Here is a 17369-nt window from a genome sequence, read left to right as displayed (position 1 = left end):
GACAATAATTCAAAACGACGTTGTTTATAAACCATAAATGCAAAACGATGTTTCATAACGGCACATCTCAATGATGCTTCCCCTCTCGCGTCCGATGGCTTTGTGTATTAACCTCTGGTGTAAATCCGTAAGTAAAATATTTTTATCTGTTTTTTGTATTTTAAGAATATTGATCAATTGAATCGACACGACCACAGTGGGCGATACAACTGCAAAGTTGACGGTAGTAACTAATGCTTTCAAAGTTATTATACGCAAAATAGATCACCTATGCTTTAGTTTTTCTTGATTGTTCAATCGGAACGACCGACGTCAAACTTCGAACAAAAGATCATACAATCCATAGTCAGGATCGGCCATCTCTATTGATAAAAAACTACCGCGCTCAAATAACAACTAATGGGGCAAAACGCCCACACAACCACGACCAAGAAAGTCAACCTGGCCTGCAATACGCTGTAACGGAGACGTCAAAAAGTGGACCATTTATTTCCTGTATAATTTAAATACTGTGAAACAACCAACATAGAAGTTCGCGTCTTCAAGATAACAAAAGAGGCAAATATCTTTTCGAATAACTTTTAAAATCAAGAAGCATCAAATTTAAAATTGAATTAGAACCCAAGATCCAATGTAAAGCAGCCAATTCGATGACGTCAAATAAACTATCGTTGCTGTTTCATCACTTAACCCTTCTCGTATGCCAATTCATTATCTGTGCCAGTTCGAGAGTTAGCTGCCTAAAACAAAATAGATTGGATGCTGCAATGGAGTTCCGTTATATTTTTGTCCTTCATTGTCTATTGCGTAAGGAACAGCACACGTATCAAAATGATGGAATTTTTCTTTTTCGTTTGCAAAATAGCAACAAGGAACGTCGTAACTAAATTGATCGCTAGTCTCAAGTTTGGCGGGCAATCTAGCAGCATCATTCTCATAATCGACAGGTTTTGACAGTTTAGGCTCAACGGACGGATCATATTTCAAGCCTATTTCTTTAATAGTGATGGGTCTTAGTGATTTATTAACAACGGTTATGGTCGCAATATTTGCTTCAACATAAGATGACTGTATAAAATTAGCTTCAATATAGAGTTCTTTTTTATCTCGTTTCCTCATATGCCAAAAATTAAGGCTCGAAAGGACCGCACCATAAATGGCTAGAACCGTCGTTATTACACCCACTATATTATCCCAAAGCCAAGCCATTATTCACTCCTCAAATGGTTAACCAGCTTAGATTGTAATCGTTATGTTGAAACGTCTATCCGAACAAGAATAGCTCGAACAATTAATTCAGCAATATGAACCGGCTATTCGCAAGGCATTTCTGGAAGCCATTGAGACAATACATTTTGATGCGGTGATTGAAGAGATCACTGAACGCTTACAAAAAGCCAATGTTACAGGTAAGGTGAATGCAATACCAGTCTATAACACGGCATTTAATCCGATAGCAGAATCCATTAGAGCAACATTCAATGCCGGTGGAATAGCAGCTTTATCAAAATTACTATGGCTTAAAAGCCCTTCCGGACATAAGGTTGTGGTTCGGATTTGATGCGAAAAACACACGACTGAATAAGTATGAAGTCTCACGGTTAAAGCTTCGTGGCGACACAGTTGACAGAACCGAAGAATCGGAAAGCTTGCATGATCCACCGCAAGACGTATTGGAACAGTCACTCGACAATATATTCTATATCGATCAGAATGTTCAACGGCAATGAAAAATATCCGGTAATCGTGCAAATGATTGTCGTGTCGCTATGAATGGACAGATTATAAAACGGCAACAGATGCTATTCATTACGCAAGATGGATATAAGATGGAAATATCCATACGATCGTAGCTCTGGAGTACCGGAGAACGGAACAATAACTTATCAATGCATCCAAGCGGTTCGGCCCGATTATAACAAAGCTATAGACAAGGGTTACGTACTGTATTTGGATTCGCACTACTTTTATTGCCTTTGACATCGTTGCCAACTCTACTCAGTGCATTTGTTATGCAACATTCCTTTAACGCTCAGATAGAACAATAACTTTGGAAATCTCAAGCTTCAAATGCTAACAACATTTCGAGACTGTGAGGGCAATATACATGTATAGCGGATGATAGGCGTTATTTATGTACTAGCCCAACGGTTAAGCTTAAGCCCTCCGCCCCTTTGAGATCAAATAACGTTCCGTCTAGAAGTGCAACAAGGAACAGACAGCATATAGATACCCAGCCACTAACCACTGCAGCCTCAAAAATCGGGCAAACAATCTATGCATCATACACGGCAGCAACTGCACTTCCTAACGCATTGGTTCGCCAAACGCTTGGACGCTTTCAAAAGAGCTGTTCTATTTTTCAGTCAATTTCCACGGTGCGGCTTCATTATGTTGCCAAATACCACTCTTGTTTGATTGTGCCTGTTTTTCTGAAACGCCGTAAAAACCATTGGAATATTTCGGCCAATCGATCGCATAGCCGTTGCGAACCATCCAGCCTGCTATGTCATCCCCAGTTGAGGTATAGCAAATTGCAATCGTATTGCCTGAATTATCATTGCCACGCGGTTCGCAGCGCACAGGTTGCAATTCTGTCAACCATTGCGAAAGTGCAGATGCGGCTTCTTTTCCACAATCATAACCGGCATCCTGACCATTTTTACATGTCTGGTTAAGTTCCGGAGCATCTACTCCCCACAATTTTATACGTTGATTTTGAATTTCGAGTGTTTCCCCATCAATAACTTGGATAGCTCCGATTATTGCAGTACGGCTTTCAGCCAAGGCAGGCAATGACAAAATACACAACAGAAATGAAATAAAAAAGCGCATCGTTCACACCATACTATCTTTCGAGAGCTGTCGGAGTTTAAACATTTCTCGCATTATTTCAAAGAACAAATTCGCGCCAAAATAGATTCCATAACGCAACATTATTTTGTCTTGAGAAAACGCTATGCAAACATGCACGAAAATTCCATTGCACCGCGGCATTCAACCGAGTCGTCGTCCCTTTAAGCCAGAGACAGGCTTTTTTCGATTTATTCCCAAGAAAAACATTCGGAAAGAAGATTGAGGTTTTCAACGTTTTCCAAATACCTCTATTTTCCACACGAAACGCAGCAAAAATTCACATTAAGATTTTACATATAAAAATGGCCCAACACCTATCATGAATTGGGCCATTGGATTCAGGAATAGAAAATCAAGCTTTAATAAACAATTGCAAAATGGATTGAACCGATTGCACCGGCAAAAATTTGTTTACCATCTTGAGCCACCTGTTGAACAGCTTTCTGGTCAATAGCATTGCGATCCCACATTGTACCGCCAATGCTTCCCTGCTTCCAGTCAACCGGTTTACCAAGAAGATTTTCAGAATCCTTCTGGTTATAGATCTTTGCCGTATCATTTTGCAGTGCTTTGAACAAAGCATCATCGCCATTTGGAAGACCACCAAGCTGGGCAGTGGATTTGACAAGATCTTTCAGTTTGTCGTCACTGATTTCAGGCGGCGTAAATACCTGAAAACTGCCAGTCGGAACACCCTCGAACCCGGCATATTTAGCCGCATCGGCGTCGTTCAAAGTGCCGGTAAAATATTGCGGATTGGTCATGTTCGTATTGACTTGCTGACTGATAATGCCGGATGCATTAATCCCCTTTTCAACAAGTTCCTGTATACGTGACAAAGCATCGGAAATACGTGGCGACATTACATTACGATCATCGACACGCACGGTTTGTGTGGCGTTGTTCTGCGATTGGACAATTTCTTGTATGTTCTGGGCTGCACGTAGTCCCGGAACATCAAAACCATGATTGACCAAATTCATATCAGTTGATGTGATCGATACCATTTTCGCCTCCGATATAATGCCAGACTTTTGGCACTATTCTCTGTGAACAATATAGTTCAATTAGCGGCCGGATGCAAATAATGCAGCGCAAGCAAGCTTGCTATTTAGAGTTAATAGTCGCGTTGAATAGAAAATTCATCATTTTTCCGGCAATTTTACAAAAACAATTCTGATTGAACAGCTTTGATCTACAATTATTCCGGTTTTCAGCGGTAGTGAACTGCTCGAAAATGACTGGCAATCAAATAAAACCATTGGCAACCGAATGGACATCATCCACTTTGCTTTTGAGACCGGCCGTCATTTTGCGACCTTTCCTATAGGTTGCTGTTGCCCGAGCGTGAAACGACTGACATCCGTTTTACCAACAGACAATGATTGCAATGGTAATTCCATTTCTCCGGTCCAACTATTTTAGGACATAAATAACAATTCCGACGAGCTCGCACAGATTCTGCTGTCTTCAATTTTACTTTGCTTTTCCGATCGATTGTTTTGGGGTAGAGTGTAAAAAGTCTTGATACTACTGCCGCTAAGACCAGAAAAAACTCAACAGTGCGAGGAAATTTTCGATGAAACTTTACTATTATGACCATTGCCCGTTTTGTACCCGCGCCAAAATGGTGGCCGGATATAAACGTGTTCGTGTCGAATATGTTGTTTTGCTTAACGATGATTCCGACACATGCATGCGGCTCGTTCACAAGAAACAGGTGCCGATTTTGGAATTCGACGATGGGACTGCTATGGTTGAAAGCCTCGATATTGCCCATAAGTTCGATGAAATCGGTCAAAAAAATCAGGTTATATCACCAGCAAGCGACCATCAGAAAGTAGTAACCGACGAGCTTTCGGCGATATCAGCCGATATCAATGCATTGCTTTATCCGCGAAATGTAAAAGCGTCACTTCCGGAATTTGCTACAAAATCAGCCATTGATTATTTTCAGGCAAAAAAAGAAAAATCACTTGGCAAATCATTCGATCAGGCAATGAGCGAAACTGCCGATCACAAAAAGAAGGTTGAAGACAAACTTGTTACCTTATCTTTCCATCCCGATAATAAAAATCAGCGCCTGAGCTGGGATGATGTTATGATATTTCCGACATTGCGCAATCTGACGATTGTGAAAGATATCAAAATGCCACAAATCATCGAGGAATATGTCAAACATATTTCTACTCTAACAGGCATCGAACTTTATTACGATCGCGCTTTATAAAATTCGCCGGTTTATCAAAATGCAGATTTTACCCTATATCGTGCCAATCGGCTTATTGTTGTTATCGAACATTTTCATGACCTTTGCCTGGTACGGGCATCTGAAATTCACCAACAAGCCATTAATGCTCGTCATCATCGTAAGTTGGGGAATTGCATTTTTTGAATATTGCCTTGCTGTTCCCGCAAACCGCTTGGGACATACTGTATATAGCGCCGCGCAGCTTAAAACGATTCAGGAAGTGATCACGCTTCTGATATTTTCCGGTTTTTCTATCCTTTATCTTGGTGAAAAACTCACTGTTAATCACTTTGTCGGCTTTGCTCTTATCGTTAGCGGAGCCTACTTCATCTTCAAAGGTCCGTTATAATCACGGTTTAGGGCTTTCCAGTTTACGACTGCCAATGTTATAACGGCAAAAATATTAAAACTACGGAAGAGGAATATCTAATGGCAAAGATCAAGGTCGCAAATCCGGTCGTCGAACTCGACGGCGATGAGATGACACGCATTATTTGGCAATATATCAAGGAAAAATTGATCCATCCCTATCTCGATGTAGATCTGAAATATTATGATCTTTCGATAGAAAATCGTGATGCGACCAACGATCAGGTAACAACCGACGCTGCAAATGCTATCAAGAAATATGGCGTTGGCGTTAAATGCGCGACAATCACGCCGGATGAAGCACGCGTCAAAGAATTCAATCTGAAAAAAATGTGGAAGTCACCGAATGGTACAATTCGTAACATTCTTGGTGGCGTTATCTTCCGTGAACCAATTATTTGTAAAAATGTTCCTCGACTTGTCCCACACTGGACAAAACCGATCATTATCGGCCGTCATGCTTTTGGTGACCAATATAAAGCAACAGATTTCAAATTTCCCGGCAAAGGCAAACTGACAATTAAATTTGTCGGTGAAGACGGAACAGTTATCGAGCATGATGTTTATGATGCACCCGGTGCCGGTGTTGCATTAGCCATGTATAACCTTGACGCATCAATTCGCGATTTTGCCCGTGCGTCGTTCAATTATGGTTTGCAACGCAAAGTTCCGGTCTATCTGTCGACAAAAAATACCATTTTGAAGGCCTATGATGGCCGTTTCAAAGATATCTTTCAGGAAGTTTTCGATAAAGAATTCAAGTCTGAATTTGATAAATACCATCTCACTTACGAGCATCGTCTGATTGATGATATGGTGGCCTCGTCACTTAAATGGTCCGGAGGATATGTCTGGGCATGTAAGAATTATGACGGTGATGTCCAATCCGACACAGTGGCTCAAGGTTTCGGCTCTTTGGGGCTCATGACATCGGTTCTTATGACGCCGGATGGCAAAACGGTTGAAGCCGAGGCAGCACATGGAACAGTAACCCGCCACTATCGCCAGTACCAGCGCGGCGAAGAAACATCGACCAACTCGATTGCTTCGATCTTCGCTTGGACTCGCGGTTTGGCTCACCGTGCAAAGCTCGACAACAATGACCAGTTGAAGCACTTTGCCGATACACTTGAAAAAGTATGTGTCGACACGGTTGAATCCGGTTTCATGACCAAGGATCTTGCCCTTCTCATCGGACCGAACCAGAAGTGGCTTTCAACAACCGGTTTCCTTGACAAGATTGCGGAAAATCTTGCCAAAGCACTTGCTTGAACGTTTCAAATTTGAAAAGCCGAAAGCCCCGTTTCAAACGGGGCTTTTTCTTTTGGCGGGAACAAAAATTGCTGATCAAAGTTTCGTTCCTTGGCTCCATGGTCTTATGAGGTTATTTAGAAGGCCGACACTGATTCTAATAAAAACATAGGGATAACAATGAATGAACAAGGCTGGTCAACACTTCTTTCAGGTAGAAATGGTGTCCGCTCTGTAACACTTGCAGGCGGGGTTGCTCTGCATGCGGTCAATGTCTATATTGTTGTCACTATTCTCCCTTCCCTTGTTGCCGATATTCACGGTGAACAATATTATTCGTGGGCAGCAACAATTTTTGTAACAGCATCGCTTATCGGTGCGTCGCTCGCAGCAAAATTGCTAGCCCGTTTCGGACCGAAAACAGCTTACGTTCTTTCGGCACTCCTCTTTGCCTTTGGCACCCTTATCTGTAGTGTCGCTCCGACTATGGCGGCATTCCTGTTTGGTCGGCTCATTCAAGGTTTCGGCGGCGGATTTTTGTTGTCACTGTCCTATTCCATGGTCAGAATTGTATTCGACCCTGCCTTATGGCCACGTGCCATGGGGCTCATTTCCGGCATGTGGGGCATTTCAACATTACTTGGCCCCGCCATTGGCGGCATTTTTGCCGAATACAGCACTTGGCGCGCTTCATTCTGGACAGTTGGTATTCTGGCACTTTTATTTTCCGGCGTTGCACTTAAAGTTTTGCCTGCCTCGGCAAAACTTAAGAATGCTTCGGAACGGCTTCCTGTTATCCAACTTGCTGTTTTGACCGTTATGGTTCTTGCCATTTCCGCAAGCAGTGCGGTTGCCGACAACAACATTAAAATTGCCGGTATTATTATCGGTGCTATCCTGCTTTTAGTTCTTGGGACTATCGATAATCATTCTGAAAACAAAATGCTTCCCGAAGGTTCATTTTCTATTCAATCGATATTCCTGCCGCTTTACGGCCTGATGGTTATTATTTCGGTCGCCGTAAACGGTGCGGAGCTTTATCTTCCCCTGTTTCTTCAGGAACTTCACGGGCGTGGACCACTTGTTGCAGGCTATATTGCCGCGCTTATGAGCATCGGCTGGACTTGTGGTTCATTGCCAAGTGCCGGAGCCTCTCCGAAAATTGTGCGCAAAATCATCATTCTCGCGCCCGTGATTGATATGCTTGGAATGGCAACTTTGTTTTATTTCATCCCCTCCGAAATGCAATCATCGGGATTTCTGATTTCGATTTGTATTGCCCTTTTCCTGATCGGTGTCGGGGCTGGAACATCGTGGCCGCATTTGCTTACCCGCGTATTACAATGTGCTTCCGATAAAGACGCCACGCGTGCCAGTGCATCTCTCACAACAATCCAATTGTTTTCAACGGCTTTAAGCGCAGCACTCGCCGGAAGCATTACCAATCTTGCCGGATTATTTGATCCGGGTGGTGTCAGCGGTATGATTGCGGCTTCCAAAGTGCTGTTTATCTTTCTGATTATTATATTGCTACTTGCTGTACCGCTCGCCTTTATTATTTCGCGCGATATGTTCAACCGTCCCGATGGAAAACATTCAAACAACCAAAACGATCAGAAACAGCACCAGAATAATTAAAAATAACACATCCATCAAACGCTTGAAGAGCCGGATAGCACGATAAATATCGGCGGGACCGGCCATTGTCCCGCTATCATTCTGGAAAGGTTCATCAACGGCTTTGCCTGAATAGATTCTCGGTCCCAAAAGCTTGACATCAAGGGCGCCTGCAAAGGCGCATTCGGGAAAACCGGCATTGGGCGAATGATGGTGCCTCGCATCTTTTTTCACCACTTCGAGTGCTTTTGCTGCAGCTTTCCAATTGATAAAAAGTCCGGATGTCAGGATAACGATAAACGCTGTCACTCTTGCCGGTATAAAATTGACAACATCGTCAAGTCGTGCCGAAGCCCAGCCGAAATCCTTGAAGCGCTCATTTTCATAACCGATCATCGAGTCGGCAGTGTTCACCAATTTGTAACAAAAAAGGCCGGGAAGACCGAGGATAAGAAACCAGAATACAGGTGCCACAACGCCATCAGAGCTATTTTCGGCGAGGCTTTCGATAGCTGCACGGCAAATTGCACTTTCATCGAGATTTTTTGTTTCCCGCCCGACAATGAGTGAAACGGCGCTTCTCGCTTCGGCAAGCGAACCTTGTTTAAATGCTTGTTCCACTTTACCAACGTGATCGACAAGGCTTTTTTGCGCAATGAAGATGGAGGCTACCAGCGCTTCAATGATTACTCCAGCACCCCCTAATCCTAGCAGAAGCTTATGAATAAAAAGGCCAACAACAAAGCTTGCCAGCAATAGGATAAGAATGGCAATAATGCCGAACCATTTCCTGCGGCGGGGAGACATCGACTTTCTGTTAAATCGCGTTTCAAACCACTTTATCCCTGCCCCGAATGCCGCTACCGGATGAGGAACTTTACGCCATATCCAATCGGGATCGCCGATTGACCGATCAATCAGGAGCGCCAATAAAAGGACAAAACAAAGACGCCCCACCGGTATCACACCTGTTTTGATGCTTTGGCCTGATCACGCTTATCGACGTACCACGACGCTGCAAAGATCAACACGCCGCAAAAGGTAAGGCATCCGCCCAAAATCGCCGTATCCTGATAACCGAAACCTAGCCGCAAGATTTCTGCACCCGATTCAGCACCCAAAGCATTGGCGACATTATAGGCCGATTGCATCAGTGCTCCTGCAAGTGTCTGGGCATTGGCTGCGACATCCATCACGCGTGCCTGAACTGACGGCATACTGGCAAATGATGTACCGATGAGAAAACAGCCGATGGCAGCCGTGATACCAGAATGACAGAGGAAGAAAAACAGAAAGAATGTAATTGTGCTCCACAGCATTGCATAAAATATCATCTTCATCGGACCAATTTTTACCGCTATTTTTGGTCCGAAAATGTTGCCTGTTACCATGCCAAGACCGATAAGCGGCATGATAAATGGTACCCAGGCAATTGAAACACCGGAAACGACAGTCAAAGTCGATTTGATGTAGCTGAAGACAGCAAAGAGGCCGGCTGTGCCAATCGCTACCATTGCCAACATGAACCAGACCTGCTTTTCTTTTAAAGCGCTAAGCTCGGTAAGGGGACTTGTCCCCAATGCGGTCGGCAAACTGGGTAGAAAGAAAAACACCAAAATTGCACAAAGAGCACCGATGCTACCAACCAGCACAAAAGCCATTTGCCATCCAAGTTGCTGACCAAGCCAGGTTGCAAAAGGTGCGCCGACAACTGTCGCAATTGTCAACCCCAGCATCACCGCCCCGATCGCCTTGGGACGATTTTTCATCTCCACCATGGAAGAAGCGGCAATAGAGGCAACACCGAAATAGATGCCATGCGGCAAACCGCTCATAAATCGCAAGCCGACCAGCGCGTGAAAGCTCGTCACACAGGCACTGGCAATATTGGCAAAGGCATAAAACAGCATCAAAGCAATCAGAACATATTTCCGTGGAAATTTTGCAGTTGCTACAGCCAGAACCGGTGCACCGACAACAACCCCCATCGCATAGGCTGAAATATACTGACCCGCAGTCGGTATATCGACACCCGAACTTTTGGCCATTTCCGGTTGCAACCCCATTGAAACAAATTCTGATGTACCAATTGCAAAGGCACCGACAGCAAGAGCAAGTATGCTGATACGGCGTGTTCTTGCGTTAACTGCGGAAGCAACATTGAGCTTATCAATTTCATATTTCATAATTAACGGACGAATCCCTTAATGCGATTGTTTCAAATATCCGGTTTGCCATTTCACATCACATTGGTGCAAGAAAATATCTTCCAAATTCAATGTGTTCACGGCAGTTTGTTTCCAGCATCATCGCCTCTCCTCATCTTCTGATAAAAAGTCGCAATGACAGAGTTTTTAGTAAATTTACTCGAAAACACATCAAACAGTTACGCCGCATTTTCTTTACGCGTGTAGGATATTTTTTCAACCTTCAATATCTATCAAATGAATAAAAGAGCCGGCAACATTGTTTATTCTCATTCCGCTTGTACCTACAGAATTGTCAAGTGCATCATAGGCTTTAAAAAGTGGTTTATCGACTTTTTCATCTATAATGGAGGCATAATGGAATTCATGGCCCCGAAAGCGGTTTTTTCCGAAAAACTCTCCTTCCGGAACCAATCGGCGATAGCCTAAATGCAGTTTCTTCTGTTTGAAGCTGGTATTGAGAGGCAACAAACCAAGCATCGGGTGTTTAATCCCTTCGCTATCTTCCAATGTTTCCGCCAAAGTCATATAACCACCGCATTCGCCATAAACGGTTTTTCCGGCTTTTGCTATATCAATCATCGTTTTTTTGAATTTGTCGGCTGTAGCCAGTTTTCCGGCAAAAAGTTCCGGATAACCACCACATAAATAAACACTATCACAATCCTTATCCGGCACTTCATTCGCCAAAGGCGAAAAGAATGTGATTTCGGCACCGGCTTTTCTCCAGCCATCAAGCAGGTGTGGATAAGAAAAGCGGAAAGCATCATCACGGCTCACCGCAATGCGTTGTCCAAGTGGCGGGATATAATCAATCGTCGCACTAGCAACATTCACACGATTTGAAGTCGATAATGCGATCATCTCATCAAGATCAACGCTTTCCTTTATGATTTCTGCCGCTTTTCCGATAAAACCATAAAGGTCGGTTCGTTCGGAAGCCTGAACAAGTCCCAAATGACGTGAGGGGAGTGTCAGCGCGTTGTTTCTGTAGACAGCGCCAACCACCGGAATATCAAGCGGTCGCAAGGCTGCGCGAAGCATGGCTTCGTGTCGAGGACTTCCAATTTTATTCAGTATAATTCCGGCAAAACGCAATCCCGGCATAAATTCAGCAAAACCTTTGACAAGTGCTGCTACCGAATGTGATTGGCTTGTCACATCAACGACAAAAAATACCGGCAAATCCAACAAACGGGCAAGTTCGGCAGACGACCCCTTGCCGTTAATGGCGCCATCATAAAGCCCCATCATGCCTTCGACAACAAAAAACTTCTGCTCCGAAGTGTCGGTAAAATTGATATTTCTTATGAGCGCGTCGCGCATTGCCCAACAATCGAGATTGTAACTATCCTCGCCTGTTGCCGCTTTATGAAATGCCGGATCAATAAAGTCGGGCCCCGCTTTTCGGGGAGCAACGGCTAACCCCATTTCTTTCAGGGCTCGCATCAATGCCAGAGTGATAACAGTTTTACCGGCTCCCGAATTGGCAGCGCTCACCATAAAGCCATTCATAATGATCTGTTATCCAATTCGTCTCTAACAATTTCCGGCGAGAGTTTACCAGCAAGCGAAACAACTTTACCAACGACAACAATTGTCGGTGGTTCGATATTATGCTCTTTGATTGTTTGTTTTATATGGCCGAGTTCGGTTTTATAAATCCGCTGATTGGAGGTGGTCGCATGGGTGATGAACATGACCGGTTCGTCATTCTTGCGACCCCCTTTGATAAGGTCATCGGCAATTTCATCAATGTGTTTCATCGCCATATAAAACACGAGAACCGGCGCAGCGCGGGAAATTGCTTTCCAGTCAAAAGACTTCGGCACTGTTCCGTCAGCATCATGACCGGTTAAAAACAATACACTATGATTGACCGAACGATGCGTTACCGGAACACCTGCATAGGCAGGCCCTGCTATTCCTGCTGTTATTCCGGGAAAAACGCGAAAGGGAATATGCGCCTCTATCAAGGCAAGCGCTTCTTCACCACCACGCCCGAAAACAAAAGGATCGCCGCCTTTCAAACGCAAAACCCGTTTGCCTTCTCTGGCAAGGCAAATCATGCGGTCGGTGATTTCCTGCTGTTTAAGCGAGGGTTTGCCACCGCGTTTACCGGCAAATTCTAAAATTGCGCCTTGTTTTGCAAGCTTGAGGCACGAATGATCGACCAGCGCATCATAAAGGATGTGGTCTGCCTGTTTAAGTGCATTGACACAATGGAGTGTGAGAAGTCCGGGGTCACCTGGCCCCGCGCCCACCAACCACACATGCCCGGCAATGAACTGTGGCAATTTGAATGGCAAATCTGCCGTCATTTCGGGTCCTTTTGATGGTAAAATCTATAGAAATCAAGAATCAATGCATTATATGTGTTATCTATTGTGCAGTTTCCAACCACTGTAAACGTTTAATTTTCAAGAAATATTGTCAAAATGGCAGACTTGCAAAGCACATTGAAACGCAAACCGGAAGGTCCCCTTCGCTTGGGCTGGACAACAGGCGCCTGCGCTACCGCTGCAACCAAGGCAGCGCTTACTGCTCTCATTACCGGTGCTTTTCCCGATCCCGTGGAGATAAGATTGCCAAGGGGGCAAATGCCGCAATTTGCGCTTACGCTCAAAAGTCTTGGAGAAAATCAGGCGACAGCGGGAATTATCAAAGATGCAGGTGATGATCCCGATGTAACAGACAAGGCGACGATTATCGCAACTGTCACCCCAGCCCCTCCAAATAGCGGAATTATATTCAAAGCCGGAAAAGGTGTTGGAACTGTTACAAGACCGGGTTTGCCACTTGATGTCGGAGAAGCGGCCATCAACCCCGTTCCGCGCCGGATGATGAGCGAGGTTTGCAAGGAAATTTGTGACAAATATTCTTTTCCGCAAGATCTCGTCATTACAATTTCGGTACCGGATGGAGAAAATATCGCGCTCAAAACATGGAATCCGCGCCTTGGCATTCTGGGCGGCATTTCGATTCTCGGTACAACCGGTATTGTTCACCCGTTCTCATGCTCGGCATGGATTCATTCTATTCATAGCGGTATTGATGTCGCTCGTGCAGAAGGGGCAAGCCATGTTCTTGGTGCAACCGGCGCAACTTCGGAAGATGCGGCACAGGCAATCTATCACCTTCCCGACTATGCCATATTGGATATGGGGGACTTTGTCGGTGCCGTGTTGAAATATTTGCGGCACCACCCGATTGATAAACTGACAATTGCAGGCGGTTTTGCAAAACTCACAAAACTCGCGCAAGGCGAAATGGACCTTCATTCTTCCCGCTCCCAAGTCGACAAGACATATTTGTGGAATGTTGCAAAGAATGCAGGCTTAAACCAATCTTTCAAGAACTTCATCGAAAATGCGAACACTGCGAAAGAAGTGCTTGATATTGCTACAAAAGAAGGAATTGATATTGCTACCCCTATTGCGCTTCAGGCAAAACATATTGCTGAAGAAACATTAAGGGATGCGCCGGTATCGGTCGAAATCATTGTGACCGACAGGAAGGGAAATATTCTTGCGAGAAGGTAGGACAGTTTTATTATTGGGTGGCACCAGCGAAGCCTATGCTCTCGCAGAAAAATTTGCCGAAAAGGACTATCCTGTTCTTTCGTCTCTCGCTGGCCGCACATCGCATCCGAAAATTCCCGCGGGGCGATACCGCATTGGCGGGTTTGGCGGCATTGACGGGCTTATCAATACAATCAAAAAGGAAAATATAGGGCTTATTGTTGACGCAACCCATCCTTTCGCTGAAACCATGACCGATCATGCCTGGCGGGCAGCGCGCTCGGAAAAAATCGACTATATCCGGTTCGAGCGTCCGCTCTGGCAAGCGGCGAAAGAAGACAAGTGGCTGACGGTGAATAATATTGCGGAAGCCATCGCTGCTATTCCTTTAAATAGCCGCTGCTTCCTTGCGATAGGGCGCCAGCACGTCAATGAATTTCTGGTGCGCAAAGATGTTTCATTTGTCGCGCGTATGGTCGAGAAGCCGGAAAATTTTGTTTCCGAAGCCAATATAGAAATTGTGCTTGGTAAACCGGAAAATGAAAAAGATGAACATGACTTTCTCGTCAAACATCATTTTGATTGTCTCGTGTGCAGAAATTCCGGCGGTACCGCCTCTTTTCCCAAGTTGGAGGCTGCTCGCAAACTCGGCCTTCCGGTGATTATGATTACCAGAAGGCCCCTGCCCGATGTCGTCACATTGAACACGGAAAAAGATGTTATCGACGTGGTGCGGACATTTTGCCAAGCGGACCGTGCGGAAAAGCATAAAGAGACGAACGGCTAAGCTTTTCCGGCCGCAGTGCTTTCCCGACAAAGATGATCGCGGTTTTTTCTATTTTTTCTTGCGCTATCTTTTCATGAATATTAGCAAGCGTGCCTGAAATGATTTTTTCGTCCGGCCAGCTTACGTGATAGGCAACAATGACGGGGCAATCGGACCCGTAAATCGGCAATAATTCTTTCTGGATTGCAGCAATATTTTTTGCCGAAAGATGGATTGCCATTGTCGCTTTTGCTTGTCCGAGATTTGACAATGTCTCGAGTTCCGGCATTGGTGAAGAATTGACCGATGTCCGTGTCAAAATGACCGATTGGTTTAGCTTTGGAAGTGTCAATTCCTGCTTCATGGCTGCCGCTGCCGCCGCGTAGGAAGCAACCCCAGGTACCACCTCGTAATTGATCGCAAGCTTGTCGAGCGCTGCCATCTGTTCGGCTATTGCACTATAGATAGAAGGGTCGCCGGAATGAAGCCTTGCAACATCCTTCCCCTCTTTTTCCGCTTTGACAAACTCTTCGACGATAGCATCAAGATCAAGATGACCGGTATTGACGCGCCGTGCTTTATAAGGAATTTCGGCAATCAATTCTTCCGAAAGAAGCGAGCCGGCATAAAGGCAGACCGGACAACGTTTTATGAGATTGAGCCCGCGCAGTGTAATGAGATCATATGCCCCCGGACCTGCGCCAATAAAATATACTGTCATTCTTCCTTCCGTCCTGCCACAGCAATGGTAAGACCACCGATTTTTGTCTTTTCAACGAGCAAAATACCACCTTTACCTGAAGCAGCCAAAGCGGCGGCTTCTGCAACGCCATGGCAGCCCGTATGTTGAAAAACAATATCGGAAGGGTTCTTCAGAAAGCAAGTCATTGTCTCCAACTCTTCCGATGAAAATGTAACGAGAGGAACAGCAAGACGTTTCAAAGCGCTTAAAATAAGACGATTGGATTGTTTACCGTCAAGAGTTGACAAAGCCACAATATTCCATTTTTCGAGAGTTTCGAGAGCTTCTTCCATGTCACCCATTGTGGCAAATGATGAAATGCCTATGCCCACAAAAACCGGCATAGAGCTTCTGTTAACCATATCCGGTTTTGCCTTCAAGCGCGTTCTTTGACGGTGTTATAAATCCGCTCCACCTCTTGTGAAGGGACACCGAGGATGGCTGCTATCCGATGAATGAGCGCAACTTCATCAGCATCGACATGATTATCGGCAGCAGCAATTGTCATCAAATTTTCGATAAGCGCAATACGCCGATCCGGTGCCAATTCACCAAAGAGAGCCGCAGCCTGACCGGTTGTGGTTTCATAGCCATAATCATAAAGATATTTGATGACATCCGGCAAAGCATCGGGAGATACGCCAAATTGTTGTTCGGCAATTTTTGAAAAAGCGGCTGTTTCGCTTGGTGTATGTTTGCCGTCGGCAAAGCCTAAATGGATGAGCAAGAGAAGCTCGGCCGCTGTTGCCGGATTTTCGGCCACTTTACGAACCGAATTATGACGGGAAAAATAATTTGCGATGCTGTCAAACATGCGAAACTCCGCTTCTTGCCACGTTAGAAGAGCTGAACTAAAAGTAGAGCTTGCCAATATTGCACAAAAAACACAAGTGCATGAATGCAACGTTTGACGTTTCTTTATCTAAATTATTCTATTATTCCTTATTCTATTCTTTTCAGGTAATATTCGCCAATGCTGGAATTCCTTGTTGACCCGACTGTTCTGATTTTGATTTTTGCCGGTTTGCTTGCCGGTTTTATAGATTCGATTGCCGGTGGCGGTGGCCTTATCACCATCCCTGCCCTGATGCTTTCAGGCCTTCCGCCAGTCGAAACATTGGGTACAAACAAGTTGCAGGGTCTTTTCGGGTCATTTTCTGCAATGGTGGCCTATGCCCGTGGTGGTCAAGTCAATATAAGGAAACAAATCCTTCAGGCCGCCATGGCCTTTATCGGAAGCATTATCGGCGCATTGGTTGCAACCCTTATTCCCGTCAAATTATTTCAAGCATTTCTGCCCGTTCTGCTCATTGTTGTAGCCTGTTATTTCGCGTTAAAGCCGAACCTCAACGACATCGATAAACAGGAGCGGATGAGACCAATCATCTTTTCGCTGACTATGGCGCCACTTGTCGGCTTTTACGACGGCATATTCGGTCCGGGTGCCGGATCTTTCTATATGCTGGCCTTTGTTTCGCTCTCGGGATTTGGAATTCTCAAAGCGACAGCCCATACGAAACTGTTGAACTTTTCATCCAATCTCGGCGGTTTTTTAACCTTTGCTGTCATGGGCTCGATCAATGTAAAAATCGGCATTGCTATGGGAATTGCCCAATTCATCGGTGCGCAAATGGGGGCCCGCGTTGCCATGAAAACCGGTGCCAAGCTCATAAAACCGCTATTGGTCATTGTATGCGTTATTCTTGCCTATAAACTCTTACAAGCCCATGACAATCCGTTGCGGCAATGGCTGAACCTTTGAGTGATAAAAGCCCGTCACTCAAAATAC

17 protein-coding genes are annotated in these 17369 nt (G+C 44.9%); 7 read left to right on the top strand and 10 right to left on the bottom strand.

Translation table 11 applies throughout. From position 1 onward, the window contains the following. Positions 1-732 precede the first annotated feature (732 nt). The 3 genes from H3V12_RS02315 to H3V12_RS02305 form a co-directional block, all read right to left on the bottom strand. Complete coding sequence (locus tag H3V12_RS02315; protein ID WP_198212511.1) at positions 733-1209, bottom strand: hypothetical protein; 477 nt, start codon at positions 1207-1209, stop codon at positions 733-735. A 1146-nt stretch (positions 1210-2355) separates the two neighbouring features. Continuing rightward, on the bottom strand, positions 2356-2835 hold the full coding sequence (locus H3V12_RS02310; protein ID WP_198212509.1) for a thermonuclease family protein: 480 nt from the start codon (positions 2833-2835) through the stop codon (positions 2356-2358). A gap of 380 nt (positions 2836-3215) precedes the next feature. Next, the gene (locus H3V12_RS02305; protein WP_198212507.1) at positions 3216-3863 is read right to left on the bottom strand and encodes a hypothetical protein; all 648 of its coding nucleotides are present in this window, start codon (positions 3861-3863) and stop codon (positions 3216-3218) included. A gap of 572 nt (positions 3864-4435) precedes the next feature. Between H3V12_RS02305 and grxB the strand changes: the two genes are divergently transcribed. The 4 genes from grxB to H3V12_RS02285 all read left to right on the top strand — a co-directional run bounded on the left by grxB (position 4436) and on the right by H3V12_RS02285 (position 8365). Next, complete coding sequence (gene grxB / locus H3V12_RS02300) at positions 4436-5086, top strand: glutaredoxin 2 (protein ID WP_198212505.1); 651 nt, start codon at positions 4436-4438, stop codon at positions 5084-5086. Between the two features lie 19 nt (positions 5087-5105). Continuing rightward, positions 5106-5456: a DMT family protein gene (locus H3V12_RS02295; RefSeq protein WP_075870536.1), complete on the top strand. Its 351-nt coding sequence runs from the start codon at positions 5106-5108 to the stop codon at positions 5454-5456. A gap of 80 nt (positions 5457-5536) precedes the next feature. Further along, entirely contained in the window at positions 5537-6748 is a 1212-nt protein-coding gene (locus H3V12_RS02290; protein ID WP_077973559.1) for an NADP-dependent isocitrate dehydrogenase, read from the top strand. 159 nt (positions 6749-6907) lie between these two features. Continuing rightward, positions 6908-8365 carry an MFS transporter gene (locus tag H3V12_RS02285; RefSeq protein WP_198212503.1) on the top strand — a complete coding sequence of 486 codons (1458 nt, stop codon included), beginning with the start codon at positions 6908-6910 and terminating at the stop codon, positions 8363-8365. Here H3V12_RS02285 and cbiB read toward each other — a convergent pair. The 4 genes from cbiB to cobA all read right to left on the bottom strand — a co-directional run bounded on the left by cbiB (position 8324) and on the right by cobA (position 12872). Beyond that, positions 8324-9301 (bottom strand): adenosylcobinamide-phosphate synthase CbiB, encoded by a 978-nt coding sequence (cbiB, locus tag H3V12_RS02280; RefSeq protein ID WP_198212501.1) that lies wholly within the window; start codon positions 9299-9301, stop codon positions 8324-8326. The two genes, H3V12_RS02285 and cbiB, sit on opposite strands and share 42 nt — an antisense overlap. A 5-nt stretch (positions 9302-9306) precedes the next feature. Beyond that, a complete protein-coding gene (locus H3V12_RS02275; RefSeq protein WP_198212499.1) occupies positions 9307-10530 on the bottom strand; it encodes an MFS transporter in 1224 nt (407 codons plus the stop codon). A gap of 237 nt (positions 10531-10767) precedes the next feature. Then, positions 10768-12066 carry a cobyrinate a,c-diamide synthase gene (locus tag H3V12_RS02270; protein ID WP_198212497.1) on the bottom strand — a complete coding sequence of 433 codons (1299 nt, stop codon included), beginning with the start codon at positions 12064-12066 and terminating at the stop codon, positions 10768-10770. After that, positions 12063-12872, bottom strand: a complete 810-nt coding sequence (gene cobA, locus H3V12_RS02265; RefSeq protein WP_198212495.1) for a uroporphyrinogen-III C-methyltransferase — start codon at positions 12870-12872, stop codon at positions 12063-12065. Before cobA ends, H3V12_RS02270 begins: the two co-directional genes overlap by 4 nt. Positions 12873-12989: 117 nt before the next feature. Here cobA and H3V12_RS02260 point away from each other — a divergent pair, with 117 nt between their 5' ends. Both H3V12_RS02260 and H3V12_RS02255 read left to right on the top strand, forming a co-directional pair. Continuing rightward, a complete protein-coding gene (locus H3V12_RS02260; RefSeq protein ID WP_198212493.1) occupies positions 12990-14093 on the top strand; it encodes a cobalt-precorrin-5B (C(1))-methyltransferase in 1104 nt (367 codons plus the stop codon). Further along, positions 14080-14859 carry a cobalt-precorrin-6A reductase gene (locus tag H3V12_RS02255; protein WP_198212491.1) on the top strand — a complete coding sequence of 260 codons (780 nt, stop codon included), beginning with the start codon at positions 14080-14082 and terminating at the stop codon, positions 14857-14859. Before H3V12_RS02260 ends, H3V12_RS02255 begins: the two co-directional genes overlap by 14 nt. Here the strand turns inward: H3V12_RS02255 and cobM are convergent. The 3 genes from cobM to H3V12_RS02240 are packed head-to-tail and all read right to left on the bottom strand — an operon-like array spanning position 14792 to position 16394. Further along, positions 14792-15559: a precorrin-4 C(11)-methyltransferase gene (cobM, locus tag H3V12_RS02250; RefSeq protein ID WP_198212488.1), complete on the bottom strand. Its 768-nt coding sequence runs from the start codon at positions 15557-15559 to the stop codon at positions 14792-14794. The two genes, H3V12_RS02255 and cobM, sit on opposite strands and share 68 nt — an antisense overlap. Next, positions 15556-15942: a cobalamin biosynthesis protein gene (locus H3V12_RS02245; RefSeq protein WP_198212487.1), complete on the bottom strand. Its 387-nt coding sequence runs from the start codon at positions 15940-15942 to the stop codon at positions 15556-15558. The genes cobM and H3V12_RS02245 overlap by 4 nt, the downstream gene beginning before the upstream one ends. Positions 15943-15956: 14 nt before the next feature. Further along, a complete protein-coding gene (locus H3V12_RS02240) occupies positions 15957-16394 on the bottom strand; it encodes a TerB family tellurite resistance protein (protein ID WP_075870528.1) in 438 nt (145 codons plus the stop codon). 159 nt (positions 16395-16553) lie between these two features. Between H3V12_RS02240 and H3V12_RS02235 the strand changes: the two genes are divergently transcribed. Next, complete coding sequence (locus H3V12_RS02235; RefSeq protein ID WP_198212484.1) at positions 16554-17342, top strand: TSUP family transporter; 789 nt, start codon at positions 16554-16556, stop codon at positions 17340-17342. The last annotated feature ends 27 nt before the right edge of the window (positions 17343-17369 follow it).

It is taken from the genome of Bartonella sp. W8167 (genome assembly GCF_016100335.1).
Lineage (GTDB): Bacteria > Pseudomonadota > Alphaproteobacteria > Rhizobiales > Rhizobiaceae > Bartonella > Bartonella apis.
This window is presented reverse-complemented; position numbering and strand designations above follow the sequence as displayed.